Raw genomic sequence first — 23,137 nt, forward strand, 5'->3', positions numbered from 1 at the left:
AATTGATGCTAAGCCGTCAAGTTCGTCTCTTTCGTACAATCGCCCCATGACCGCCCTCCACCCGTCCCGCGAGCAGCTCCAACTCGAAGAGGTGCTGGCCGCGCTCGGTCATCCCGTCCGCGCGTCGATCGTGCGGGCGCTCTCCTCCGGCGAGGAGATGTGCTGCGGTGCGATCGTCCCCGGCGTGCCGAAGTCGACCCTCACCCACCACTGGCGGGTGCTGCGCGAGAGCGGCGTCATCCGGCAGCGCCCCTCCGGCCGCAAGCTCTACATCGCCCTCCGCCGCGACGACCTCGACGCCCGCTTCCCCGGCCTTCTCGGTCTCGTCCTGGCCGACGGATCCTTCGGGAAGCCCGCCACCTGACCGGAACCACCTCGATCAAAAAATCACATCAGAGGTGAAACAAGCCCTCGTACCCGGACAGGTGTAGGCAACGAACACCCGTCGAAAGGAACAACGTGGGCCCCCCTGACCCCGAGCAGCGCTTCGAGGAGATCTACAACGCGCACTACCCGGATCTCCTCGCCTACGTCCGGCGGCGCACCGACACCCCCGATGACGCGGCGGACGCGATCGCCGAGACCTTCACCACGGCCTGGCGCCGCCGGGACGACATTCCCTCGGGGCACGACGCCAGGCTCTGGCTGTACGGCGTGGCCCGGTGGGTCCTGGTCAACAGACGACGGGAGGAGACCCGGCGGAGCGCGCTGGCCGTACGGCTCCGCTCGGAGCTGGCCGTCTGGGCCGAGAACGTCGTGGAGGAAGACCCCTCCGGAGTCCGCCAGGCCTTCATGCGCCTGCGCCCCGACGACCGGGAGCTGCTCTCCCTGGTCAGCTGGGAGGGCCTGAGCAGCGAGGAGGTCGCGAAGGTGCTGGGCTGCTCGCGCGGCGCGGTGCGCCTGCGGCTGCACCGGGCCCGGAAGCGACTCGCCAGAGAACTGGACTCCGCCGGATTCGACATGGCCAGATACGGATCGCGTGCGATCACGCTGGCGAAGGGACATCTGTGATGAACGACATCGACCACCTCGTCGGAAAAATCGCGCCCGACCCCGGACCGGGCATGACCCCCGGCGGCAGAGAACTGCTCAACGAGATCACGGCACTTCCGGCCACCGCACCCGCCCGGCGGCGTTTCCTCCGGTCCGCCCACGGCCCCGGCCGTCTCGCAGGGCAGCGCCGCCCCTGGCGGTTCGCCGTACCGGCCGTCGCCGGACTCGCCACCGCGACGGTGGCCCTGGGCTGGGTGCTTCCCGGCAACCTCGGCACGGCACCGGCTTCGGCCGCCCTCGACATCAAGCAGGAGGGAGATTCCTACGTCATCACGGTCAAGGACCTGTTCGCCGATCCGAAGATGTACGAGCGCGAGCTCAACGCCCGTGGCCTCAAGATCGCTCTCGATGTCGAACCGGCGCCGCCGAGTCTCGAAGGCCAGATGATGGTGATGGATCCGCAGGCCAACGGCCTGTCCAACGTGGAGCTGGCGACCAGGGAGGACCTCATCACGACGGTCGACCGTCCAGGGCCGTGTGATCGCATGATGGGCTGCCCGATCGGCCTCAAGGTCCCCGTCAGCTACAAGGGAGAGGCCGAGATCTCCCTCGCGCGCAAGGCCCGTCCGGGCGAGATGTACAAGTGGCGAGCCAGCCTCTCTTCGTCCGGTGAGCTGCTCCACTGCGTCGACTTCGTCAACAAGACCCTCGACGAGGTGCGGCCGCTGCTGGAGAAGCGCGGCATCAGCCTGAAGCCCGTCACCTACGGCGGCAACGCGAACACGCGGATTCCGGAGGCCGGATCGTGGTACGTCCACGACGGCGTCCTGGAGTCCGCGACCTCGGCGCTCATTCTGGTCTCACCCGACAGGAAGCCCGCCCCGCCGGAAACGGCGCCTGACGCTCCGGAGAACCGCTGCGGGAAGGGTTCCTGAGCACCTGACGACCTCATCCTGGACACGCTCCGGACGTGTCCGGGTGAGAGCCTCACCGCCCGGCTTCCGGGTCGGCGCTCGTGCTTCTCAAAGCCGGGGGCGCGCACCTGATCGGCAGGTGCGGGACGAGCAGCACGGTCAAGCGCCCCGGCCCGGACCGGACCGTGCCAGGCAGCCATGCCGGTCACCGGCCAAGCCTCTTGGGCCTGAGCCGCGCCGACCCGGGCGCACCCCCCCTCTTCGCCATGCGTTCTCCTTCGCATGCGCCGGTTCCCCAAGACGATCGGATTCGGCGTGCTCACAGACATCCGCCCGGCGGGCCTCCCCGAGGCCCGCCCCACCCGCTCCATCTTCACCGCTCTCACCGGCCACCGCCTGTTCGCCGCCGTCCTCACGCTGGCGGCGGCCCTGCGCGTGGTCACGATGCTCGGTTATCGCCCCGCCCAGCTCTACTGGTACGACTCCTTCACCTATCTGGACGCCGCCGTCCACCTCAAGCCGTCGTTCGCCTTCCATCCGATCGGCTACCCGCTCCTGCTCAGGGTCCTGTGGCCCTTCCACAGCGTGGGGGTGATCGCGGGCGTCCAGCACGCCATGGGCCTGGGCACCGGAGTGATGATCTACGCCCTGCTCCGCCGCAGGTCGCTGCCCGCCTGGGGCGCGGCCCTGGCCACCGTTCCCGTCCTGTTCGACGCCTCGTTCCTGCGGCTCGAACACGCCGTCCTGTCGGACACCCAGTTCATCTTCCTCATCGTCGCCGGGCTCACCACCCTGATGTGGTCGCCGGAACTCTCGACACGGGCCGCCACGGGGGCGGGCCTGCTGTTCGCGATGGCCGCGCTCACCAGGACGATCGCGCTGCCCCTGCTCCTCCTGGTCCTCGTCCTGCTGGCCGTCCGGCGGGTCGGGTGGCGGCCGCTGGCGGCCGCCGCGATCGCCGGGATCCTGCCGCTCGTCGCCTACGCGGGCTGGTACGACCACCATTACGGCAGGTTCGCCCTCAACAGCGCCGACGGGGTCGCGCTGTGGGCCCGCACGATGACCTTCGCCGACTGCGCGGTGCTCAAACCCCCGGCCGACCAACGGGTCACCCCGGCGTTCGGTTTCGCGCACGGGAGCCGGCCGCTGCCTGAGCAACCGCTGATCGGCGAGGTGAAGCGGGAGTACGACCCGGGCATCCGCGGCCTGTACTCGGTCCGGCCGTACGCCGATCTCCTGATCGCCTACCAGTACCCGGCGTATCTGCGTGGCCCGCCGCTCGGTGCGATCCTGCTGCTGGGAGCGGCGGGCGCGGTGCTGCGGCGGCGGGCGGTGCTGCTGCCCTGGGGTGTGGCGGTGGCGCTGCTGGTGGCCCCGGTGGCGGTGCTGGACTTCGACCACCGATACGTCCTGCCGGTGGTCCCGATCGCCTGCCTCGCCGCCGCGCTCGCCGTTCGAGAGCTGGTACGGCCCGCTATTCGAGAGCCGGTACGGCGCCGGCCTCCTCGGAGGAGGCCAGCACGGCCTGCGGGATGAGCACGACCGCCGTGGTGCCCGCGAAGGGCGAGCGGGCCAGGGTCACCTTGATGCCGTGGCGGGCGGCGAGCTGGCTCACCACGAACAGGCCGAGCTGCTCGCTGTCGGCCACGTCGAACTCGGGCGGCGTGGCGAGGCGCGCGTTGATGCTCTCCCGTTCCATGTCCGGCAGGCCGAGGCCCCGGTCCTCGATCTCGATCACGAAGCCCCGCCCGACGATCTCCCCGCGGACGTTGACCGACGTGGTCGGCGGGGAGAAGACGGTCGCGTTCTCCAGCAGCTCGGCCAGCAGGTGGGTGACGTCGGCGGTGGCGGCACCGGCCAGCTTGGCGTCCGGCATGGGGAAGACGGCGATCCGGCGGTAGTCCTCGACCTCGGCCACGGCCGCGCGGACGACGTCCACGAAGGAGACGGGGTTGCGCCAGGTGCGGCCGGCCGTGGCCCCGGACAGGATGACCAGGCCCTCCGACTGCCGCCGCATGCGGGTGGTGAGGTGGTCCAGCCGGTAGAGGTCCTCCAGCGCTTCCGGATCGGCGGTCTTGCGCTGCATGGAGTCGAGCTGGACGAGCTGGCGCTGGACCAGCGACTGGGTGCGCCGGGCCAGGTTGCGGAAGACCCGGTTGAATCCCTGGCGGAGCCTGGCCTCCCCCACGGCGGACTCCACGGCCGTGCGCTGGACGCTGGAGAACGCCCGGCCGACGTCGGTGATCTCCAGGGTGGTGCCGGTCGTGGAAATGGCCGGCACCTCGGTCTCCACGTTCACGGACTCGCCCCTGCGGAGCCGCTCGACGACCTGCGGCAGCCGTACCTCGGCCAGTTCCACGGCCGCCAGGCGCAGGTCGCCCAGCTCCGTGGAGAGCCCGCGGCCGAGCCGGGCGGACAGGATCACCGCGCCCAGGATCGCGGCGAGCCCGAGACCGCCCGCGATGACGATCTGCGTGATGATCCCGCCTGCGGCGGCGGTGACGCGCTCGTTCAGCAGCTCCGCCCGGGTGACGAGGAGCTGGTCCATCTCGCCGCCGACCTTGGCGGCGGCCGGCTGCCAGGCGCCCCGGTTCCGGGGGAGCCGCGAGGTCTCGATGATCTCCTTTTCGAGCTCGGCGAGCTTCCCGTGGCCGGGGGAGGAGATGAGGGCCTCGAAGGGGCCGCGCAGCTGCTCGTCCAGCGCCGCCGTGCCCTCGGTGAGGAGCAGCCACCGGTTCGGCGAGAGCACCTCGATCGCCTCGTACTCGTCGTGGGTCAGCGCGCCGCTGAGGACCGCGCCGGAGATCAGCGCGTCCTCCCGGGACATCAGGTCACGCGCGTGGGCGATCCGCTGGATCCCGACGGCCTGCCGGTAGAGTCCGATCTCGGACACGGTGACCAGCTGGTCCTGGAGCCGGTAGACCGCGTCGACGATGCGGCTGAACGCCTGGACGGCGTCGAGCCTGTCCGATGTCCGGCCGTCGACGTCACGGCGGACGGCGCGCAGCTTCTCCGCCTCGCTGATGACCTGGGCGGTCGCCTTTTGCAGCTCCGGACCGGTGGTCGTCCTGGCTTGCAGGGAGGTGGCTTGCAGGGAGGTGGCCTTCAGGCGGAAGGAGGTCACCGCCTGGTCGGTCCGCTTGCGCGCCGCGGCCAGCGACTCGGTCTGGGGCTCCGCGGCGCTCAGCGCGACGGCCGAGAGTTTGCGCTCGTCCTGCATCGCGATGGCCAGGGCGGTGGCGGGTTCGGACACCTGCTCGTACAGCGTCGTGGCCTGGCGCAGGTCGAAGAAGTCCCCGACGACGTGACCGGTGATGAACGACCAGAGCGCGACGAGTGCCACGATCGGGAGGCTGAGCAGCGCGTAGAGCTTGAAGCGAATGGTCCGGGATGCCATAACCCCATGCCTGCAATATCGATAAAAATAACGAAAGGTAGCAGATTAACACCCGACAGTGGTCGATGTCCGGGAATCCCAAGCCATCTTCCCACTGGTGATCGTCGCGACGCACCGGCCCGCCCCCTCCTCGATCAGCGCGCGGTACGGCTCCCGCCCCCCGGCGATGTCGAAGACGGCGAAATCGGCCGGCCCGCCGGGGCCGAGGCCCCCGGGAATCCCGAGGGCGCGGGCCCCGCCCAGCGTCGCGGCCTCGACCAGCCGCCGGTCCAGGTCGGCGGCCCGGTAGCCCTGCCGTACCGCGAGGTCGCGCAGCACCGCCACATCCTCCAGCAGGTCCAGCGACGGCGCGGAGGACAGCGAGTCCGTGCCGACCGCGACGGGATTGCCCTCGGCGAGCAGCGCGGCCACGTCCGGACCGTCCATGCCGACCGTCCGGTTGGATCGGGGGCAGAGCGCGACGGCCGTGCCGCGCGCGCGGAGCAGGGCGCGGTCGTCGGCGTCGAGGTGCACACCGTGCGCGATGTGGCATTCGGGCCCGAGCACGCCGAGTTCGTCGAGGAACGCGGCGGGCGTGAGGCCGGTGCCGCCCTCGCGCAGGATCGCGAAGTCGAACTCCAGCTCCCTGACCATCCGGGCCAGCGGCCCGGTGCCCGAGACCGTGTACTCCCGCTCGTGCTCGCCCTCGGCGAGATGGATGTGCAGACGCAGCCCCCTGGAGCGGGCCAGCCGGGCCAGGTCCCTGAGGGTCCCGGTGTCCAGCGTGTACGGCGCGTGCGGGGAGATCCCCATCGGCAGGCCCGCCTGCTCCAGCAGGGCGACGAAGCGCTCCCGTCCCGACGCGGCCCAGCCGGCGTCGGTGTCGCCGAGAGTCTCCAGGTACGGCAGGCCGCCGAGCCCCGTGTCCCGCAGCGCGGTGGCCGCCACGAGGTCGGTGACGACGTCGGCGGCCGAGGTGGTTCCCGATCGCAGCACCTGCCGGGCACCGTCCCGGGCGCTGGCCGCCCAGTCGATCGAGGAGCCGGAGTAGACGTCGTCGAAGGCCGTGGACCACTCCTCGAAGGAGGCGTAGCGGCGGCGCCCCACCTCGGCCATGTGCGTGTACTGCAGGTGGGTGTGGGCGTTGACCAGCCCGGCGACGATCGTCCCGTCCCAGCGGGTCTCCTCCTCGCCGGGCCACGCGTCGACGATCTCCCGGCGCTGACCGAGCGCGGCGATCCGGCCGTGCCGTACGACCATGGCGCCCTCACGGAGAACAGGGGCGCTGACCGGCAGGATCAGCGGTGCCGAGTGGATCACGGCGTCCACACCTCACCGAACGGCCCGAGGAGCTTGGCGGCGGTCATCACCGCGGCGAGCGCCGCGAACCCGGCCAGGACCAGGTAGTCCGTGCGGCCGAAGCCGAGCTCGCGCATCCAGGTGCGGTGTTTGGCGCCGAACCCGCGCAGGTCCATGGCGTTGGCGGTGTCCTCGGCGTCGATCAGCGCGTTCACCGTCACCGGGACGACGACGGGCCGCATCGAGGCGAGTTTCCTGATCGGATTGCGGCTACGGCTGTGCTCGTAGCCGCGGACCCGCTGAGCGTCGACGGTCTCCCGGATCGCGGCCGCCGTGGACGGCAGGAACCGGAACGTCAGGTCCACCCCGTAGGCCAGGCGCTGCGACAGGCCGAGCCGCGCGAAGGCGGTGCCGAAGTCGGCCGGGGCGATGTTGAACGCCACCGGGAAGCCGACCATCGCCAGGGAGACGTAGCGGACCAGCAGGGTCGCCGCGTACGACAGGGTGACCCAGGTGACCTCGGTCCCGGCGACCGGGACGGTGAACAGCGTCTCCCCTGCCCCCGAGCGGGTGTCCGCCACGGTGAAGACGCTGTTCACCACCAGCAGCAGCAGGGTGAAGATCAGCATGAAGATCCAGTTGGCCCTGACACCGCGCCACGGGATGCCCGCGGCGCGGTAGTACACCAGGGCGATCGCGGCGCACAGGAGCATGCCGCGAAGGTCGGCGATGTTCGCCACCGCCACGAGGTAGAGCACGGGCACCAGCAGGAGCACGCGCGGGTCGCGGCGTGCGAGGAAGGAACCCGCACCCAGGTAGCGTGGCGTGACGTCCATCGGCTACTACAGACCCGCCCGCTTGGCGAGCGGCTCCCAGGCGGCGTCCAGCGCCGGGACCAGGATGACGACCGCGAGGCCGTTGGCCAGCAGCGCCGGCAGGTAGTTCGCGAAGAAGAAGGTGCTGAAGTCGACCCCCTCCACGAGCCAGACGTCGGTGACCGTGAAGAGCAGGCCGATCGCCGTGGCGGCGAGCGCCGCGAGAGCCGTGACCACGTGCCGGACGGCCTCGCTGGAGATCGGCGGGATCGCGGCGAAGATCAGCGCGGAGAGGGCGCCGACCAGGCCGTTGGCGACGCTCCAGTTCCACCAGAGCAGGCCGGCCCCCTGGAGGAGGTCGATGATGACGTTGCCGACGAAGCCGACGAAGAATCCCGCGATCACGCCGAAGCGCTTGCCGAAGAACGGCACCAGCGCGAACGCGGGCCGGACGGTGACGCTCTGGGTGCCGGGGATGAGGAAGCTGAACAGGCCGAGCACGGCGTAGAGCGCCGCGCCGACGGCGCCGAACACGACCGTCCTGGAGCTGATCGTCCACGGGGAGTGGCGTGGCGATAATGCCTCGGTACTCATGAAGGGGGGCTTCCTTCCTGGTGGGGGGTGAGGCGCGCGAGGTCGAACGGGTGGGGAATCCCTCCCGCGCCGTGAAGGTGGTCGCGGGCGGCCCGGACCAGGCTGGTCTGGCGGAGCCCGGCGCGCGTCCAGACGTCCGCGTCCCGGGTGAGTTCGGCAGGTGAGGCGTCGGCGACGACCCGGCCTTCGTCGACCACGACGATCCGGTCGGCCGAGGTCAGCGCCAGATCGACGTCGTGGGTGATGAAGTAGACGCTCTCGCTGGCCTCCAGGACCTGGGCCATGAACCGCGTGGTGGTGCGCAGGTCCTGGCCGGCGGTGGGCTCGTCGAGGATGAGCGTGCGGGGCCGCATGGTCAGGGCCAGGGCGACGGTGAGGCGGCGCTGCTGGCCGAAGGAGAGCGTGCGCGGCGAGCGGTCCATGATGCCGGGCTCCTCGTCGAGGAGCATGGCGCGCAGCGCCTCCAGCGAGGCCCGCTCGATCTGCCCGGCGGACCAGCCCAGGTTGCGGGGGCCGAAGGCCAGCTCCTCGCCGACCGTCGCGCAGAACAGCGCCTGGCCGGGATTCTGGAAGACGTATCCGAAGGTCGTGGCCAGATCCCTGGTCGACCGCCCGGTGACCGGCGCGCCGTCCACGTGCACGGCGCCGCGCAGCGGTTCCAGGAGCCGTACGGCGGCGCGCAGCAGGGTGGACTTCCCGGCCCCGTTCCGGCCGAGCACCGCGACCCGTTCGCGCGCCCCGAGCGCCAGGTCCACGCCGTCCGTCACGGTCCGCTCGCCGTACCCCAGGGTGACCCGCCGGTAGTCCAGCCTCGCGACGTCTCCCCCGGCCGGACTGCCCGAACCGCCGCTCCGGCCGTCCGGCACCACGGTGTTCCCCCCGTCGTCCCGCCCGTCGTCCCGCCTGTCGCCGTGGCCCTCTCGGTGCGGCACGGCGGGCACGCCGGGAAGCTCGGCGGCCCTGGCGACCAGCGTCTCGAACGGCAGCTTCACGTGGGCCACGGGCGCGACCGCCAGGAAGCCGTTCACATCCCCCGCGTACCGGCTCCGGCCGTCCTCCAGGTAGAGGACCTGGGTGGGCGCGAAGTCCAGGATCTCCTCGACCCGGTGCTCGACGACCACGGCGGCGCCGCCCTCGTCAACGAACCGGCGCAGCTCGCCCATCAGCCGCAGGCTCGCCTCCAGGTCGAGGTTCGCCAGCGGCTCGTCCACCAGGAGGACGCGGGGCCGCATCACCAGCACCCCGGCGAACGCGACCATCTGCAGCTCGCCACCGCTCAACTCGGCGGTGGCCCGGCCGAGCAGGTGCCCGATGCCCACCCGCTCGACCACCTCGGCGATCCGGCGGCGGATCTCGGCACGCGGCAGGCCCAGGTTCTCCGGGCCGAAGGCCAGCTCGGTGTCCACGGTGGTGCCGACGATCTGCTTGCGGGGGTCCTGGAGGAGGGTGCCGACGGTGGTGGACAGCTCCCTGACGGTCTGCCCGGCCACGGGCCGTCCGCCGACCAGCGCCTCGCCGGTGACCTCGGCCCGGTAGGCGTGCGGGATGAGCCCGTTGAGAAGCCGGAGCAGCGTGCTCTTGCCGCCGCCGGAGGGCCCGCTGACGAGGGCCAGATCCCCGGGGCCCACGGCGAGGTCCACCTCGCCGAGAACCTGCCGGCCGGTGGACCGGTAGCGGACCGAGGCCCCTCGCAGCTCGACGATCACAAACCTCTCCCCAGGAACCAGCACCGGGACGCGGAGGGGATCCGGAGAACGGCCCGGATCGCGGTCTGTGTCCGGCGATGCCCGTCGCTCATGTCCTCGTCCGATCTTCGCGAGATCCGATTAAAGGGGAGATCCGGGCCCAGTGACAATGCTCTTCCACCGATAAAAGGTGCGAAATCTCCATGTTCGATCGTCCCCGAATGTCCTTCTAGAGTGTGGAGCATGCTCGATCACGACGCTCAGGCCGCCATCTACGACGCGCTCCACAGGGGCGTTCCCGGGTAGAGGACACCGGGCCGATCGCCGGCTCCGGCCGCGCCCGGCATGCCCGGAGGCGTGGCCCGTGCGGCGGCACGGCGGTACGGCGGCGTGGCGGCGTGGCAGCACGATTTCCCAGCTCCAGAGCTTGCGGAAAACAGCCATGCTTTGCGAATTTGCGAACACCTGAGCGACATGTACTTTTTGGTGCGACTGTTTGTCGTGCGTTTACCCACAGGAGGTATTCCGGTGTCCAGGGCGACGTTCCGGGAGCGGACGCGATACTGGTTCGACAACACCATGTCGCGCGGCACGGTGGCCCTGATCGGCTGGCTCGCCCTGATCTCCATGGGGCTGATCCTGCTGGTCACGGCGTTGAGTCTGTGGCTGACGCCGGTCGAGGCGGCGAAGAACAACGGCCTGCCGGGCATGCTGTGGATGTCGCTGATGCGCACGCTGAGCCCGGGCAAGGTCGCCAGCGACACCGGGAGCGCGCCGTTCATCGCGCTCATGTTCGCCGCGTCCATGGGCGGGATCTTCATCGTGAGCGCACTGGTCGGCGTGCTCTCCAACGGACTCAAGATCAAGTTCGAGCAGCTGCGCAAGGGCCGGTCCCGGATCATCGAGAGCGGGCACATCGTGATCCTGGGCTGGTCGGACCAAGTCTTCACGATCGTCGCGGAGCTGGTCCAGGCGCACGCGAGCGACCGGGGGTCGGTCATCTCGATCCTGGCCGACAGGGACAAGATCGACATGGAGGACGACATCCGCCAGCACGCGGGCGACACCGGCAGGACCAAGCTGGTCTGCCGGACCGGGCGGCCCACCGAGCCGACGGACCTCGACCTGATGAACCTGGACACGGCCCGCTCCGTGGTCGTTCTGTCCCCGCAGGGCGACGACCCCGACGCGCACGTCATCAAGACGCTGCTCGCCCTGGCCAAGCGCTCCGGCGACCGCCCGCCCGTGGTGGCCGCGATCGCGAGCACCGCGAACATGGCCGCCGCCCGGCTGGCCGGCGGCCCGGACGTCCATCTGGTCGACTCCGACGACACCGCCTCCCGGCTCATCGTGCAGTCGTCCAGGCAGTCGGGCATGTCCGTGGTCTGCATGGACCTGCTCAACTTCGATGACGGCGAGATCTATCTGCGCTCGGACGCGGATCTGGTCGGCATGACGTACGGCCAGGCGCTTCCCGCCTACCAGACCGCCACGGTCATCGGACTGCGCAGGGCCAGCGGCGTCATGCTGAACCCGCCCATGGACACCGTGATCACCGCCGAGGACGAGATCATCGTGATCGCCCATGACGACTCGCTGATCCATCTGGCCGAGGGCATGCCCAAGGCCCAGGAGGAGTCGATCGTCCTGGTCGAGCACACCAGGCCGGGCCCGGAGCGGACCCTGGTCCTCAACTGGAACGGCCGGGGACGCCAGATCGTCCGCTACCTCGACGGCTACGTCACCTCCGGCTCCGTCCTGGACATCGCCTCCGACCACCCCGAGGCCGCGATCGGTTTCGAGGGGCTGCGCAACCTCACAGTGAACGTCAAGGAGTGCGACATCGCGGACCGCTACGCGCTGGAGTCCCTGGGCCTGGGCACCTACCAGCATGTGATCGTCCTCTCCGACGACCGTTACGCCCCCGACCACGCCGACACCCGGACCCTGATGACCCTCCTGCAGCTCCGCGACATGCAGACCTCGCTCGGCGAGCGCTACTCGATCGTCAGCGAGATGCACGACGAGAACAACCGGAGCCTGGCCGAGGTCACCGAGGCCGACGACATCGTGATCAGTGACACGGTCATCGGACTGCTCCTGGCCCAGCTGGCCGAGAACCAGCACCTGGCAGAGGTGTTCGGCTACCTTTTCGATTCGCGCGGCTCGGAGATCTACCCCCGGCCGGCCGGTCAGTATGTCCGTGCCGGGGCCCCGATCAGCTTCGCCTCGGTGATCGAGTCGGCCCGTCGCCGTGGCGAGACCGCGATCGGCTACCGGCTGGCGGACCGGGTGAACGAGGCCCCCCACTTCGGCGTCGTCCTCAATCCCGATAAATCACAACCGCTCCGCCTGGGGCCCGGCGACTCAGTGATCGTCCTCGCCGAACGCTGAGGGACACGGAGGCGAGCGACGGCAGGCCGTACCCGGGGCCAAAAGTGATCGATAAAGTACGAAAGGTGCGCTTTCCCCGCTTCCCGGCCGCGACTGTCGTCACCGCTCTGGTGATCGTGGGGGTGCTCGCCGGGACCGTCGCCGTGGCCGCGTTCCAGCCGCACGCGACGCTCAACGTCTGGGACTACGCGATGCCGCTGCTGGCCTGCGCCGCGCTGGCGTTCCGCCTCCGCTTCCCGGTGGCGGCGCTGCTCGTGACCGCGGTGACGGCCGGCCTCTACTACCCCCTGGCGCACCTGGACGGGCTGATCTTCCTCGCGGTGCTCCTCGCCCTGTTCACCGCGGCCGACCTGGGACATCTCGTGGCGGCGGCGACCATCACGGTCATCGGCCTGCTGGCGATCGTCTTCGGCGAGGTGCGCGGCCCGACCCGGCACCTCGACGCCAGCCAGTTCCTGCTGCTGGGCGGCTGGGTGTTCGCGACCCTGGCGATGGGCGCGGTGTCCCGCAACCGGCGCGCCTACCTACAGGAGGCCGGGCGGCGTGTGGAGGAGGCCGAGCGCACCCGCGAGGAGGAGGCCCGGCGCAGGGCGGTCGAGGAGCGGCTGCGGATCGCGCGGGAGCTCCACGACACACTCGGCCACAACATCTCGATGATCAACGTGCAGGCCGGGGCCGCGCTGCACCGGATCAAAGATCGGCCCGAGCAGGCCGAGGCGGCGCTGAGGACCATCAAGGCGACCAGCAAGGAGGCCCTGCGGGAGCTGCGGGCCACGCTGGGCGTGCTGCGCCAGGTGGACGAGGCCTCCCCCACCAATCCGGGGCCGAGCCTGGACCGCATCCAGGAGGTGATCGATCGGACCGGGCTCACCGTGCGGACGGAGATCATCGGCGAGGTCCTGCCCCTGCCCGCCGAGGTGGACCACGCGGCCGTGCGCATCATCCAGGAGTCCCTGACCAATGTCACCCGCCACTCGGGCGCCGGCGCCGCCGAGATCGTCATCCGGTACGGTGACACCGGCATAACCCTCCAGATCGACGACCACGGGCGTGACGTCCCGGGCATCGACGACCACGGGCGTGACGTCCCGGGCGGGGAACCCGGAACCGGTTCGCCCACCGGCACCCCGGAGTCCCGTACCGGCCACGGAACCGGTTTCGGGATCACCGGCATGCGGGAGCGGGCCACCGTCCTGGGCGGTTCGCTGGAGGCCGGGCCCCGTCCCGGCGGCGGTTTCCGGGTCTCCGCACGGCTCCCCCTGAGAGGAACCTCATGATTCGCGTGCTGCTCGCCGACGACCAGACGCTGGTCCGCGCCGGATTCCGGTCGATCCTGGACGGCGAGGACGACATCGAGGTGGTCGGGGAGGCCGCCGACGGGCTGCGGGCCGTGGAGCTCACCAGGGAGCTGAACCCCGATGTGGTGCTGATGGACATCCGGATGCCGGAGCTGGACGGACTGGAGGCCGCCCGGCGGATCGTCGCCGACGACCGGCTGGCCGCCACCAAGGTGATCATCCTGACCACGTTCGACCTCGACGACTACGTGTACGGCGCGTTGCGTGCCGGAGCCAGCGGGTTCCTGGTCAAGGACACCGAGCCGATCGAGCTCATCCACGGGGTCAGGGTGGTGGCCAGGGGCGACGCGCTCATCGCCCCCTCGATCACCCGGCGGCTGATCTCGGAGTTCGCCGGCCGGGTGAAGCGGCCCACGCCGGGGCCGGAGCTCAACGGACTCACCGAGCGCGAGCGCGAGGTACTGGGGCTGGTCGCCGCGGGGCTGTCCAACGACGAGATCGCCGCGAGGCTCGTACTGAGCCCGGCCACCGCCAAGACCCACGTGAGCCGGATCATGACCAAGCTGCGGGTCAGGGACCGGGCGCAACTGGTGGTCCTCGCCTACGAGGAGGGCGTGGTCACGCCGGGGTGGATGGGCTGAGGCCAGGACCCTCGGCGACAGCCCCGCCGGCATGCCGCCCCAAGGGTTCACGCCCGGTCAGTCGATCTCGGGCCACGCCCAGCCGAGCTGCAGGAACATCCCCAGGCGGTCGCTGACCCCGCGAATCTCGGTGATCTTTCCGCCCGCCATCGTGAAGACGAAGATCGCCTCGTTCCTGAAGCTCCTGTTCGTCGGCTGAGGCATCCGGGGGTGCGTCCCGACGTGCGCCCCCGACATCGTGATCCGGGCCACCACGCGATCACCCTCGGCGATCAGCTCCTCGACGTGCATCCGGAGCGGGTCGAACGCCGCCAGCTGCTGCCGGATGCCCTCGAACGCGGCGCCCGGCTCGTCGGGCTCACCATGAATGATCTTGTTGTGGTCGACGACGTCAGCCGCCATGTAGGTGGCGAGGTCATCCTGCCTGCGCTCGCTGATCGCGTCGAGGAACTCACGCACGGCCTGCTTGTTATCCATGATCAATCTCTCTTACATCGTAAGATTTCGCGTTGCGGCTATGATGCTTCTTACGGTGTAAGAGAGTCAAGAGGGTCGCATGACGAAGATGTCCCGGGAACGGGTGCTGGACGCGGCGCTGGAACTGGTGGACCAGGTGGGTGTCGGCGGCCTGTCGATGCGGAAGCTGGGCGCGGCGCTGGGCGTGGAGGCGATGACGCTCTACTACTACGTGCCCAACAAGGACGCCGTCCTCGACGGACTGGTCGAGCGGGTCATGACGCGCGCGTTCGCGATCGACCCCAGGGCCGGCTGGCAGCACCTGCTACGCGACTTCGCCGTCTCCCTCAGGCGGGAGTTGCTGAGGCACCCCGGGGTACTGCACCTGGTCGCCACCCGGCCGGTGACGACGCCCGACGCCATGCGCATGCTGGAAGCGGGGGTGACCGTCCTGCGAGAGGCGGGATTCGGCCTGCGGGAGGCGTTCCACGTCATGAACACGGTGGCGATGTTCACCACCGGCCACTGCCTGGCCGAGGTCGACCCGCCCGGCGGAACCCCGCCCCGGGTTCCCGAGGTGGCACCGGAGGAGTTCCCCAACATCGCGGAGGCGATCCAGGCCGGCCTCGGCACACCCGAGGACCACCAGGCCCGCTTCGACCTCGCCCTCGACACCCTCGTCGAGGGGTTCGCCCTGGTCGCCCGTCGCGAGATCCCGGCCGGATGACCGGCACCGGTGGCACCCCGGAAGTCGTACGGCCCGCGGACGGGCCGCAACTTCTGGAGTACGGCCGTTGCACACCGGGGAAGGACGCGCGGGCGGTGGCCGTACCGGAAATCTGCGGGCATGGAAACGCTCGACCTCGCCCGCCTGCAGTTCGCCCTCACCGCGGGATCCCATTTCCTGTTCGTCGCCCTCACCCTCGGCCTGGCCACCCTGGTGGCGATCATGCAGACCCGGGCGACGTTGACCCGTTCCGCCGTGCATCGGCGGATGACGCGGTTCTGGGGTCAGCTCTACGTCATCAACTACGCGATGGGCATCGTCACCGGCCTGGTGATGGAGTTCCAGTTCGGGCTGACCTGGAGCGGGCTGACGCACTTCGCGGGCAACGTGTTCGGCGCCTCCCTGGCGATGGAGACGCTCACCGCCTTCTTCGTCGAGTCGACGTTCCTCGGACTGTGGATCTTCGGCTGGAACCGGCTGAACCGGTGGGCGCACCTGGGCGTGATCTGGGTGGTGACGCTCACCGCCTACGCCTCCGCCTACTGGATCCTGGTCTCCAACGGTTTCCTGCAGAACCCGGTCGGCGCCGAGGTCGTGAACGGCGTGCTCCGGCTCACCGACGCGACGGCGGTGCTCACCAACCCGGCGGCGCTGGCCGCGTTCGGCCACATCCTCTGCGGCGCGCTGGTGGTCGCCGGGTTCTTCATGGCCGGAGTGAGTGCCTACCACCTGCGCAGGAAGACCGAGGAGCAGGAGTTCTTCCGCCGGTCCCTGCGGATCGGCGTGTTCACCACCCTGCCCGCGCTCATGGCCACCGCGGCGTTCGGCGGGATCCAGTTCGGCACGGCCCAGCCGATGAAGATAGCCGTCTACAGCGGCAAGGCGGAGACCGTCGCGCGGCTTCAGGCCGAGATGGCCGCCGCGCACGGCGCGGGTGACTACACCCCGCCCGCCGGGCTGGTGGAGGGCAGCGCCACCACGATGATGATCGTCTTCGCGCTGATGCTGTTCATCTCGGGGCTGAGCACCCTGCTGGCGCTGATCCCCTGGGCGGTCCGCCGGCTGCGGATCTGGCACGTGCTGCTGACCGTGGCGATCCCGCTGCCGTTCGTCTCCATGCTCGCCGGCTGGGTGTTCCGCGAGGTGGGCCGCCAGCCCTGGGTGGTGTACGGCCTGCTGCGGACCGAAGACGCGTTGAGCGACCTCTCGCCGGGCGCGATCCGGTTCTCGCTGATCGCCTTCGCCTCGGTGTTCGGCCTGCTGATCGCGATCAACACCTGGATGCTCGCCCGCAACGCCCGCCGAGGTCCTCAGGCGGTCGTCGTCGGCCGTGCTTCCCTCCCCGCCGAGCCGCTCCCCGCCCTGACCTTCTAAACCCCAGACCCTCCCAAGGAATCTCCGCCATGGAAATCGCGCTTCTGGCGTTCTTCGCCGTCGGCTACTTCGTTCTCGCGGGTGCGGACCTCGGGGTCGGCATGCTCCTGCCGTACCTCGGCCGCACCTCCGCCGAGCGCGGCCTGGTCCTCGCCTCGATCACCCCGTTCTTCCTCGGCAACGAGGTGTGGCTGGTCGCCGCGGCCGGGATCCTCACCGGCGCCTTTCCCACCCTGGAAGGGGAACTGCTCAGCGGGATGTACGTGCCGTTCGTGACCCTGCTGCTCGGCTGGGTGGTCCGGGACGCCGGGATCTGGCTGCGCGGCCGGGTCGACCGCGGCGCCTGGCGGGCGGGATGTGACGGCGCCGTGGTCGCGGGAAGCTGGACGGTCACACTGAGCTGGGGTTCTGTCTTCACCGGCCTCGCCGCCGGCCTCAGCTCGCTGATCGTCGTGCCCGCCGTCGCCGCGCTGTTCTGCGTCCACGGGCTGGCACTGGCCGGCCTCAGGCTGCGCGACGGTTTGCAGGAGCGGGCCCGGCGCTTCTCCGGTTCTTCGGGCGAGCGTACGATCTACGCCCTGACTTCGGGCGGGATGGCACTGGTCTGCCTGCTGGCCGGATTCCGCCTGCCACTGGCGGAGAACCTGGCCGACCCGGCGACCCTCGCCCTGCTCACTCCCTCACTGCTGGTGATCACTCCCCTGCTGGTGGCATCGCAGGTGTGGCTCTGGTGGACCTTCGGCCGTGCCCAGGTCAGGTCGCAGTGATCATGAAGGCCAGGCCGAGCAGCACGATGACGGGGATCAGCCACACCACAGCCTCGACTGCGAACTCCTTGTACACGGTCATTTCCTCCCTTTAAGCCCTGCTGAAACCACAAAAATGGCCATGCGCAGCATATGTGAGCCGGAGGGCAGCCTCATACTCGCACCCGTATGGCACCTGACCGCACCGGCCCGGCGGGCGTGTCTCAGATGGCGAGCCTGGCGAGTTCGACCCGGGTCGAGACCCCGAGCTTGGGAAAGGCGCGGTAGAGATGGTGGCCGACCGTCTTGGGGCTGAGGAACAGCTGCGCGGCGATCTCCCGGTTGGTGGCGCCCGTGGCGGCCAGCCGTACGACCTGGAGCTCCTGCGGGCTGAGCAGCGCCGCCACGTCGGGTTCGGCCGAGGTGACGGCCTCGCCCGCGGCTCGCAGTTCCACCCGCGCGTGGTCCGCCCAGGGCGTCGCCCCGATTCGCTCGAAGAGTTCCAGCGCGGCGCGCAGGTGAGCGCGCGCCTCGGACTTGCGGCGCAGGCGGCGCAGCCACTCACCGTAGAGGAGCCGGGTCCTGGCCGCGTCGAACGGCCGCCCGCCGGTCGTGTGAAGATGTACGGCCCGCGCGTAGTGAGGCTCCGGATCGGCGGCCAGCAGGGCACGGCAGCGGTGCAGGACGGCATCCGTCCAGGGGGCGCCGGCCGCGGCGGCCCACCGTTCGAACCGGGCGAGCGGCCCGGCGGCCCGCTCGGGGACGCCCAGCCGCACCGCCGCCTCCACCTGGTCCGGGGCGAAGTGGCTCGCGTGATTCTGGTACCCGATCGGCCCGTCCGCGGCGGCCTCCAGCCGGTCGAGGGCCGCCCCCAGGCGGCCGGAGCCGAGGTCGAGCGTCGCCAGAGCCCATTCCCCCCAGGCCGCGCCCGAGGCGTTGCAGTCCAGCGTGAAGTGGCTCAGGTTCCGCTCGGCGAGGTCGCGGCACCGGTCCGCGTCGCCGCCGACGGCCGCGACGAAGGCGAGAACGCCATGCAAATGGGCGGCGCGGTGCGACTGGCCGGTGTCCTCGGCGACGCGCAAAGCCTCCGCCGCCGTCGCGGAGGCGTCGCGGAAGCGGCCCAGGTGGATCTCGGCCTCGGCCAGGGCGGCGAGGGTGGACGGCAGCCAGCCGACCATGCCCTGCGCGCGGCACTCTCCGGCCAGCGCCAGCATGCCCTCCCGCACCGACTCGAAGTCCCCGGAGAGGAAGGCGATGACGGTGTCGTGGCTGAGCGCGCGGCCCGGCACCTTCTCCGCGTGGCTCCGCAGCAGGGCCAGGCCGGTGGCCGGATCACCGGTGACGAGCTCGATTATCGCGCCGATCGAGATGACGGTGGCGTCATCGGGCGGCAGGGGCAGTGCCCGCGCCCTGCCGTACACCGCCTTCAACCGACCCGGATCGCCCGTGGACCAGGCCGCCCGCGCGGCGTCCAGCAGCAGCGCGACAGCGGCGGCGGGGTCGGGGGCCGCCTCGGCCGCGGCCATGAGGATCTCGTGAACCGCGCGCAGGGAACCGTGCTCGAACTCGACCCCGGCCCGCAGGACGGCCAGCCTCACGAGCTTCCCCGGATCCTCGGCCAGCGCGACCACCTGATCGGCCAGGGCCATGGCCCGGATCGGCTGTCCCGCCCGGGAGGCCGTCTCGGCCGCCTTGAGAAGACGGTTCACCCGCCGCTCCCGGTCGGGGGTGAGCCGCGCCGCGAGTTCGAGCGCGGTCGCCGCGGCGGCGTACCCGGTCCGCTGCCTGGCCCGCTCCGCGGCTGACTCAAGCCCCGCGGCGGCCTCCTCGTCCGGACCGGTCGCGGCGGCGGCGAGGTGCCAGGCCTGCCGGTCCGGGTCCACCGCGAGCACCTCGGCGAGGGCGCGGTGTACGGCGGCGCGCTCGGTGAAGGACGCCGCCTGGTAGGCGGCGGCGCGCATCAGCGGGTACTCGAAGACCACCGACCGCTCGCAGACCGTGACGAGCCCGGCCCGCTCGGCCTGCTCCAGCGCGTCCCCGGCGACGCCCAGGACCGCAAGAGCCCGCAGGACGGTGGCCAGCTCGCATCGCTCATCCGCCGCGGCCACCAGCAGGAACGTCCGCGTCCGCGGGGGCAGCTCGGCGATCCTCCGCTGGTAGGCCTCCCGCAGCCGGTGCGGCAGCGGCAGCGGTCCGACCGGCGGCGAGCCGGCGTCCGCTCTCGGCAGCTCGACCAGCGCCAGCGGATTGCCCTCCGCCTCGGCCAGGATCCGGTCCCGCAGGTGCGGCGGCAGGTCCGGTGCCCGCTCGGCCAGCATCGCCGCCGCGGCGGCGGGTTCGAGGGCACCGAGCCGCATCGTGGGCAGCGCCGGGGCGGCGAAGTCCTCATGCGCGGCGAACAGCAGCACCACCCCCTCCGCGTGCAGCCGCCGCGCGGCGAACAGAAGCGCTTCCGCCGAGGACCCGTCCAGCCACTGGGCGTCGTCGATCAGGCCCAGCACTGGCCCCTGCTCGGCCAGCTCCGCCAGGAGCGTGAGGGTGGCCAGCCCGATGAGGAACCGGTCGGCACCGGTGGCGGGTGCCAGCCCGAACGCGCCCCGGAGCGCGGCCGCCTGCGGGCCGGGAAGCGTGTCGATGCGGTCGGCGACGGGTGCCAGCAGCATCTGCAGGGCGGCGAAGGGCAACTCGGCCTCGCTCTCGATGCCGGTGCCGCGCAGGATCCGAAACCCGTCCGCGGCCTGCTCCGCGTGACGGAGCAGGGCCGACTTCCCGCAGCCCGGCTCGGCTCGCACGATCAGCGCCGAGCTGTGCCCCGCCCTGGCGTCCGTGAGAAGGCGATCGATCTCCGCCAGTTCGTTCTTCCGGCCGTGCAGCATGACCGGGAAGCTAGCCAATGACCCCGGTACGGCGCCAACCGAGACCGCTTTCGTCACTGAATGTAGTGTGATGACTACATTCAATGGAAATGGGGAGATCATGCAAGACGTGGATGACGAGGAGACACCCGCCGTCGCCGAGCGGCTCAGATTGGGCGCGGGCTTCACCGAGGCCGACCGCGACGAGATCGTCGAACGATTCGTCCCTTTGCGGAAGCGGTTGCGCTCCTTTCCCAAGGAGTCTGTGGACCTGCAGCTGAGCGTCAAGAACCGCGACCAGGACGATCAGCGGGTGACCCTTGAATGCCGGGTCTCCCGGGTGCCGCCGCTGGTGGCCACCTCGACCGCGCCGGAGCTGCCCGCCGCGCTGATCGAGGTCCGCGACGAGCTGATCCGCCAGCTGGACAAGCTCAAGACCAGGCGGGACCCGCGCGGCAAGGCTCCCTACCACCGCCCGTGACACCGCCCCGGCGGGCTTCACCACCGGCCCCGAACCGCCGCCGGCGGGGTCACGGCGAGCCTGATCCCCGAGAACACCGACACCGGTGCCCTCGCCACGTTCTACGCCGGCGTCATCCAGGGCATGTCCACCCAGGCCCGCGACGGCGCGACCCATGAGGATCTGAAGCGGGTCGCCGCCCTGGCCATGCTCGCCTGGCCGGCGGGAGAAGGATGATCACCCCGAGGCACCCACTTCACTCGGGGACGGACGCCTGCTCGAGAACGCGTGCCGGGCTACCGGGTGGTCACTGGCTCAGGGCCGAGGTGTCCTCCGGAGGCGCGTCGGCGACGGAGGCGCGGAGCCAGCGGGTGCCGTATGGTTCCAGCGTGAAGGTGACCCGGCCGTCTGAACGAAGGTCGAGGCTGCCGTCCACCAGCAGGTCGACCAGCACGTCGCAGTGGCCGAGACCGGACAGGGCGAGTTCCACCCCCGCCTCGCGGTCGGCGAAGTTGTGGACGGCGATCACCGTGCCGCCCTCGGCGTCGGTCCGATGGGCCAGCACGGCGTCGTCACCGGCCTCCAGCACCTCGTAGTCACCCCACGCCAGCTCGGGCGACTCCCGGTAGCGCTCGATCAGCAGCATGATCCACCTGAGCAGCGAGCCCGGATCGCGGCGCTGGTCGTCCACGTTGACGTTCCGCGGGCCGTACTCACCGTCGGGAGACGGGACGGAGACCTTGGGATCAGGAGAGAAGCCTCCGGAGGTGGACCACTGCATCGGAACCCGGACCGCCATCCGGCCCTCGGCCTCCAGGTTCTCCCCGAGGCCGATCTCCTCTCCGTAGAAGAGCACCGGCGTGCCCGGCAGGGAGAACAGCACGCTGTAGGCCAGCTTGAGCCGCCGCGGATCGCCGCCGAGCATCGGCGGCAGGCGGCGACGCAGACCCCGGCCGAAGAGCCGCATGTCCTTTTCGGGGCCGAAGGCGTCGAAGACCTCCTGCCGCTCGGCGTCGGTGAGCTTGTCCAGGGTGAGCTCGTCGTGGTTGCGGGCGAAGGTGGCCCATTGGGAGTCGTCGGGGGCCTTGGGCCTCTCACGCAGGGCCTCGGCGAGAGCCCGCGGATTCCGGCGGGCCATCGACAGATGGAACCGCTGCATGCCGATGAAGTCGAAGCACATGGTGACCTCGTCGCCGTTGCCCTCGCCGAAGTACTTCATCAGCTCCGGATAGGGCAGGTTGACCTCACCCAGCAGGATCGAGGTGCCGTCACGGCGGTTCATGAAGGCACGCAGGTCGGCGAGGAACTCGTGCGGGTCACCCCCGACGCCCTCGATCAGAAACGGCACCGCGTCCACCCGGAAGCCGGACAGCCCGAGTTCCATCCAGAAACCGAGGATGCGCGCGATCTCGTCGCGGACCTCGGGGTTGTTCACGTTCAAGTCAGGCTGAAATCGGTAGAAGGTGTGGAGGTAGTACTGGCCGGTCTTCTCGTCGAACTCCCAGATGCTGTCCTCCTTGTCGGGGAAGACGATCGTCTTGGGGTCGACCGGATCGGGCTCGTCCTGCCACACGTACCAGTCACGCCTGGCGGAATCCCGGCTGGCGCGGGCCTCCTTGAACCAGGGATGCTCGTCGGAGGTGTGGTTGACGACCAGATCGGCGATCACCCGCATGCCCCGGTCCTTGGCGGTACGCATGAACTCCACGAAATCGCCCAGGGTGCCCAGCCGGGGATCGACGGAGTAGAAGTCGGTGATGTCGTAGCCGTCGTCGCGGTCGGGCGTCGGAAAGAACGGCATCAGCCAGATACAGGTCACCCCGAGCCGCCGCAGATGGTCGATCTCCTGGGTGAGACCTCGGAAGTCACCGATGCCGTCGCCGTTGCCGTCCTTGTAGGTCTCGACGTCGAGGCAGTAGACCACGGCGTTCTTCCACCACAGGTCGGCCGTGTAGGTCAGTCTCATGGGCTCGCACTACCCGTGCTCGGGGAGTTCATGAGTCCGATCCGGCAGATGCCCTTCATCGGCGCCCGGTCCCGCCCTTCGAGGGCTACGGTGGACTCCGACACCTGGAGGACGGCATGCGACAGCTGAGGCGCGGCGCGCCCTTCGGCTGGCTGTTCGCCCTCCTCTTCCCGCTGTTCGTCTCCGCGGGTCTGGGCGGGGGCGGCATCACCGCCTTCTCACCGCACACGACCATCGCCAAGGTCGCCGGAGAACGCCCCTCCCCGTCACGCGAGGCGCTCGCCGGGTGGCAGCGGCAGGCCTTCGTCACAGGGCTCACCGGAACCGGCGCCGGGGGCGGCCCATCGCCCGCGGCCCATGTGCCGGACACCCGGCCCCCGTCCCTCACTCCCGGCTTCGACTCGCGCCCCGCCCGCGACAACGACTCCTCCCCACTCGCGGCCCTGCTGGTCAGGCCCGGCCGCGCCCCTCCCTCCACGGACAACTGAGGCACTCCGGAGCCGCTCCGGGTGCTTCGCCATGCCCGAAAACTTCCCCCAGCCCG

General features: G+C 70.6%; 20 protein-coding genes. 12 read left to right on the plus strand and 8 right to left on the minus strand.

Annotated features, from left to right (window positions below):
- Window positions 1–46 precede the first annotated feature (46 nt).
- From ACFY2X_RS17975 to ACFY2X_RS17990, 4 genes are all read left to right on the plus strand, one after another.
- A complete protein-coding gene (locus ACFY2X_RS17975) occupies window positions 47–364 on the plus strand; it encodes an ArsR/SmtB family transcription factor (protein ID WP_389939425.1) in 318 nt (105 codons plus the stop codon).
- Window positions 365–459: 95 nt separating this feature from the next.
- Window positions 460–1,011, plus strand: a complete 552-nt coding sequence (locus tag ACFY2X_RS17980; protein ID WP_389939427.1) for an RNA polymerase sigma factor — start codon at window positions 460–462, stop codon at window positions 1,009–1,011.
- Complete coding sequence (locus ACFY2X_RS17985) at window positions 1,011–1,928, plus strand: hypothetical protein (RefSeq protein WP_389939429.1); 918 nt, start codon at window positions 1,011–1,013, stop codon at window positions 1,926–1,928. The genes ACFY2X_RS17980 and ACFY2X_RS17985 overlap by 1 nt, the downstream gene beginning before the upstream one ends.
- A gap of 261 nt (window positions 1,929–2,189) precedes the next feature.
- Window positions 2,190–3,443, plus strand: coding sequence for a hypothetical protein (locus tag ACFY2X_RS17990; protein WP_389939431.1), 1,254 nt, complete (start codon window positions 2,190–2,192; stop codon window positions 3,441–3,443).
- On the opposite strand, the gene ACFY2X_RS17995 is transcribed toward ACFY2X_RS17990, so the two are convergent.
- The 5 genes from ACFY2X_RS17995 to ACFY2X_RS18015 are packed head-to-tail and all read right to left on the minus strand — an operon-like array spanning window position 3,382 to window position 9,697.
- Window positions 3,382–5,304, minus strand: a complete 1,923-nt coding sequence (locus ACFY2X_RS17995; protein ID WP_389939433.1) for a nitrate- and nitrite sensing domain-containing protein — start codon at window positions 5,302–5,304, stop codon at window positions 3,382–3,384. The genes ACFY2X_RS17990 and ACFY2X_RS17995 overlap by 62 nt on opposite strands.
- A gap of 45 nt (window positions 5,305–5,349) precedes the next feature.
- A complete protein-coding gene (locus ACFY2X_RS18000; protein ID WP_389939435.1) occupies window positions 5,350–6,603 on the minus strand; it encodes an amidohydrolase family protein in 1,254 nt (417 codons plus the stop codon).
- On the minus strand, window positions 6,600–7,418 hold the full coding sequence (locus ACFY2X_RS18005; protein ID WP_389939437.1) for an energy-coupling factor transporter transmembrane component T family protein: 819 nt from the start codon (window positions 7,416–7,418) through the stop codon (window positions 6,600–6,602). The genes ACFY2X_RS18000 and ACFY2X_RS18005 overlap by 4 nt, the downstream gene beginning before the upstream one ends.
- A 6-nt stretch (window positions 7,419–7,424) precedes the next feature.
- A complete protein-coding gene (locus ACFY2X_RS18010) occupies window positions 7,425–7,991 on the minus strand; it encodes an ECF transporter S component (RefSeq protein ID WP_389939439.1) in 567 nt (188 codons plus the stop codon).
- Window positions 7,988–9,697 (minus strand): ABC transporter ATP-binding protein, encoded by a 1,710-nt coding sequence (locus tag ACFY2X_RS18015; RefSeq protein WP_389939441.1) that lies wholly within the window; start codon window positions 9,695–9,697, stop codon window positions 7,988–7,990. Before ACFY2X_RS18015 ends, ACFY2X_RS18010 begins: the two co-directional genes overlap by 4 nt.
- Window positions 9,698–10,204: 507 nt before the next feature.
- On the opposite strand from ACFY2X_RS18015, the gene ACFY2X_RS18020 reads away from it, so the two are divergent.
- The 3 genes from ACFY2X_RS18020 to ACFY2X_RS18030 all read left to right on the plus strand — a co-directional run bounded on the left by ACFY2X_RS18020 (window position 10,205) and on the right by ACFY2X_RS18030 (window position 14,009).
- Window positions 10,205–12,070 carry a potassium transporter TrkA gene (locus ACFY2X_RS18020; protein ID WP_389939442.1) on the plus strand — a complete coding sequence of 622 codons (1,866 nt, stop codon included), beginning with the start codon at window positions 10,205–10,207 and terminating at the stop codon, window positions 12,068–12,070.
- 65 nt (window positions 12,071–12,135) lie between these two features.
- Window positions 12,136–13,347 carry a sensor histidine kinase gene (locus tag ACFY2X_RS18025; protein ID WP_389939444.1) on the plus strand — a complete coding sequence of 404 codons (1,212 nt, stop codon included), beginning with the start codon at window positions 12,136–12,138 and terminating at the stop codon, window positions 13,345–13,347.
- Window positions 13,344–14,009, plus strand: coding sequence for a response regulator (locus ACFY2X_RS18030; protein WP_389939446.1), 666 nt, complete (start codon window positions 13,344–13,346; stop codon window positions 14,007–14,009). The genes ACFY2X_RS18025 and ACFY2X_RS18030 overlap by 4 nt, the downstream gene beginning before the upstream one ends.
- Before the next feature lie 57 nt (window positions 14,010–14,066).
- Here ACFY2X_RS18030 and ACFY2X_RS18035 read toward each other — a convergent pair whose 3' ends face one another.
- Complete coding sequence (locus tag ACFY2X_RS18035) at window positions 14,067–14,486, minus strand: ester cyclase (protein ID WP_389939448.1); 420 nt, start codon at window positions 14,484–14,486, stop codon at window positions 14,067–14,069.
- 79 nt (window positions 14,487–14,565) lie between these two features.
- Here ACFY2X_RS18035 and ACFY2X_RS18040 point away from each other — a divergent pair, with 79 nt between their 5' ends.
- The 3 genes from ACFY2X_RS18040 to ACFY2X_RS18050 all read left to right on the plus strand — a co-directional run bounded on the left by ACFY2X_RS18040 (window position 14,566) and on the right by ACFY2X_RS18050 (window position 17,333).
- A complete protein-coding gene (locus ACFY2X_RS18040) occupies window positions 14,566–15,192 on the plus strand; it encodes a TetR/AcrR family transcriptional regulator C-terminal domain-containing protein (RefSeq protein ID WP_389939449.1) in 627 nt (208 codons plus the stop codon).
- Between the two features lie 120 nt (window positions 15,193–15,312).
- Window positions 15,313–16,566 carry a cytochrome ubiquinol oxidase subunit I gene (locus ACFY2X_RS18045; protein ID WP_389939451.1) on the plus strand — a complete coding sequence of 418 codons (1,254 nt, stop codon included), beginning with the start codon at window positions 15,313–15,315 and terminating at the stop codon, window positions 16,564–16,566.
- Window positions 16,567–16,595: 29 nt separating this feature from the next.
- Window positions 16,596–17,333 carry a cytochrome d ubiquinol oxidase subunit II gene (locus tag ACFY2X_RS18050; protein WP_389939453.1) on the plus strand — a complete coding sequence of 246 codons (738 nt, stop codon included), beginning with the start codon at window positions 16,596–16,598 and terminating at the stop codon, window positions 17,331–17,333.
- A 203-nt stretch (window positions 17,334–17,536) separates the two neighbouring features.
- Here ACFY2X_RS18050 and ACFY2X_RS18055 read toward each other — a convergent pair whose 3' ends face one another.
- Entirely contained in the window at window positions 17,537–20,188 is a 2,652-nt protein-coding gene (locus ACFY2X_RS18055; protein WP_389939455.1) for a LuxR C-terminal-related transcriptional regulator, read from the minus strand.
- A 100-nt stretch (window positions 20,189–20,288) separates the two neighbouring features.
- Between ACFY2X_RS18055 and ACFY2X_RS18060 the strand changes: the two genes are divergently transcribed.
- Window positions 20,289–20,648: an HPF/RaiA family ribosome-associated protein gene (locus ACFY2X_RS18060; protein WP_389939457.1), complete on the plus strand. Its 360-nt coding sequence runs from the start codon at window positions 20,289–20,291 to the stop codon at window positions 20,646–20,648.
- A gap of 286 nt (window positions 20,649–20,934) precedes the next feature.
- On the opposite strand, the gene ACFY2X_RS18065 is transcribed toward ACFY2X_RS18060, so the two are convergent.
- Entirely contained in the window at window positions 20,935–22,593 is a 1,659-nt protein-coding gene (locus ACFY2X_RS18065; protein ID WP_389939458.1) for an alpha-amylase family protein, read from the minus strand.
- Between the two features lie 116 nt (window positions 22,594–22,709).
- Between ACFY2X_RS18065 and ACFY2X_RS18070 the strand changes: the two genes are divergently transcribed.
- On the plus strand, window positions 22,710–23,081 hold the full coding sequence (locus ACFY2X_RS18070; protein WP_389939460.1) for a hypothetical protein: 372 nt from the start codon (window positions 22,710–22,712) through the stop codon (window positions 23,079–23,081).
- Window positions 23,082–23,137: the final 56 nt, after the last annotated feature.

It is taken from the genome of Streptosporangium sp. NPDC000396 (genome assembly GCF_042898655.1).
Lineage (GTDB): Bacteria > Actinomycetota > Actinomycetes > Streptosporangiales > Streptosporangiaceae > Streptosporangium.